Source organism: Parvibaculum sp. (assembly GCF_049672805.1).
Lineage (GTDB): Bacteria > Pseudomonadota > Alphaproteobacteria > Parvibaculales > Parvibaculaceae > Parvibaculum.
Genome location: NZ_JBATWS010000326.1, coordinates 1 through 1,863, shown reverse-complemented (window position 1 = coordinate 1,863; position 1,863 = coordinate 1). Strand labels below are relative to the sequence as shown.

The following is a 1,863-nucleotide window of genomic DNA, read 5'->3' as shown; positions in this document are numbered from 1 at the left end:
TGGGCACTTATATGGAAGTGCTGAAACTTATCGGCGCGGCCTATCTCGTCTGGATCGGCATTGCCTCCTTTCGCGCACCGATCACGGACCCTGCTATTCCCGCACCGGCGATGCCCGACAGCAAGGCGCGGCTTTTCCGCCGCGGCTATCTCATCGGTGTCACCAATCCGAAGCCGCTCATCTTCTATGCGGCCTTCTTTCCGCAATTCATCAATCCGGCAGAGCCTGCCGCGCCGCAGCTCTTTCTTCTGGCCGTCACTTTCGTTGTGGTGGCCGTTCTCTCCGATGGCACCTATGCGCTCGCGGCAGGACGGCTCGCGCCCTATCTGAAGGCGCGGCGCGCGCAGCTCATCAGCAACCGCATCACCGGCACGGTGCTCATTGCATCAGGGGCAGCGCTCGCCCTTGCAAGACGCTAGACTGGACGCAACGCAAAACAATCTGCCGACGCGTACCGGCAGGAGAAACGGGAGACGACCTCATGACAACCATCAAGGCCATCCGCATCGAAAAGACGGGCGGGCCGGAAACCATGATGCTGAAAGAGGTGGAGCTTGGTGCGCCGAAGCCGGGCGAGATCACCGTCCGGGCAAAGGCCATCGGCATCAATTTCATCGACACCTATCACCGCTCCGGCCTCTATCCCGTTCCGCTTCCCTCCGGCATCGGCATGGAAGCGGCGGGCATTGTCGAGGCAGTGGGCGAAGGTGTCACGAACTTCAAGCCGGGGGACCGCGTTGCCTATGCGTCGGGTCCCGTCGGCGCTTATGCCGAGGCGCATAATGTCGCCGCTGCAAGCAGCGTCAAGGTGCCGGACGGCGTGAGCGACGAGGAAGCCGCCGCCCTGATGCTGAAGGGGCTGACCGCGCAATTTCTTCTGCGTCAGACCTTCCGTGTGGAGAAGGGTCAGACGATCCTCTGGCATGCGGCAGCAGGTGGCGTGGGCCTCATTGCCTGCCAATGGGCAAAACGTCTCGGCGCCACCGTCATCGGCACGACAAGTTCGGAAGAAAAGGCAGCGCTCGCCCGCGCACATGGCTGCGATCATGTCATCGACTATACGAAGGAAGATGTCGCCGCCCGTGTGCGCGAAATCACCGGCGGGAAAATGCTGCCTGTCGTTTATGACGGTGTGGGCAAGGCGACCTTCATGTCCTCGCTCGATTGCCTTGCACCGCTCGGCCTTCTCGTTTCCTTCGGCAATGCCTCCGGCCCGGTCACGGATGTGAATCTCGGTATCCTTGCCCAGAAGGGTTCGCTCTTCGTCACACGGCCGACCATGTTCCACTACGCTGCAAAGACACCGACCGCGCTACAGGAAATGGCCGATGATCTTTTCGCCGTGGTGAAGTCGGGCGCGGTGAAGGCGGAAGTGAAGCAGCGTTATGCGCTTGCCGAAGCCGCCCGCGCGCATATGGATCTCGAGGCCCGCAAGACGGTCGGCGCGAGCGTGCTCATTCCCTGAGCGGTGGCCTGAATGGAGGGAGAATGGTTCACGGCTCCTGCCTTTGCGGTGCAGTGCGCTTCGAGGCGAAGCGGATGAGCGGCATTGTGGAGTGCCAATGCTCCATGTGCCGCAAGGCGGCGGGCGGCCATGCCGGTTTCTTCTTCGTCGCCCTGCGCGATGAGGTGGTGTGGGAGGGTGTGGACAATCTCGCTTGTTATGAAAGTTCCCCCGGCCTCACACGGTCATTCTGCGCGCGCTGCGGCACGGCCATGACGGGCGCAAACCTTATGGAACCGGATGACACGATCATCCTCGCCGCCAATGCGCTCGATGGTGATGTGCCTGCCCGCCTCATTGCGCGCGAACATGCTGCCTCGAAAGCACCATGGTTCGATGGGCATGATCGCATTCCCTCA

The 1,863-nt window shown here is 61.9% G+C and carries 3 protein-coding genes; all 3 read left to right on the top strand.

Annotated features, from left to right (window positions below; all coding sequences use genetic code 11):
* Positions 1-419 (top strand): LysE family translocator (locus WBF74_RS10340; RefSeq protein WP_424439168.1); only part of this gene is annotated, 419 nt, incomplete at its 5' end.
* A gap of 62 nt (positions 420-481) precedes the next feature.
* Positions 482-1,465 carry a quinone oxidoreductase family protein gene (locus tag WBF74_RS10335; protein ID WP_424439165.1) on the top strand — a complete coding sequence of 328 codons (984 nt, stop codon included), beginning with the start codon at positions 482-484 and terminating at the stop codon, positions 1,463-1,465.
* A 23-nt stretch (positions 1,466-1,488) separates the two neighbouring features.
* On the top strand, positions 1,489-1,863 hold a 375-nt coding region (locus WBF74_RS10330; RefSeq protein WP_424439162.1), incomplete at its 3' end, for a GFA family protein.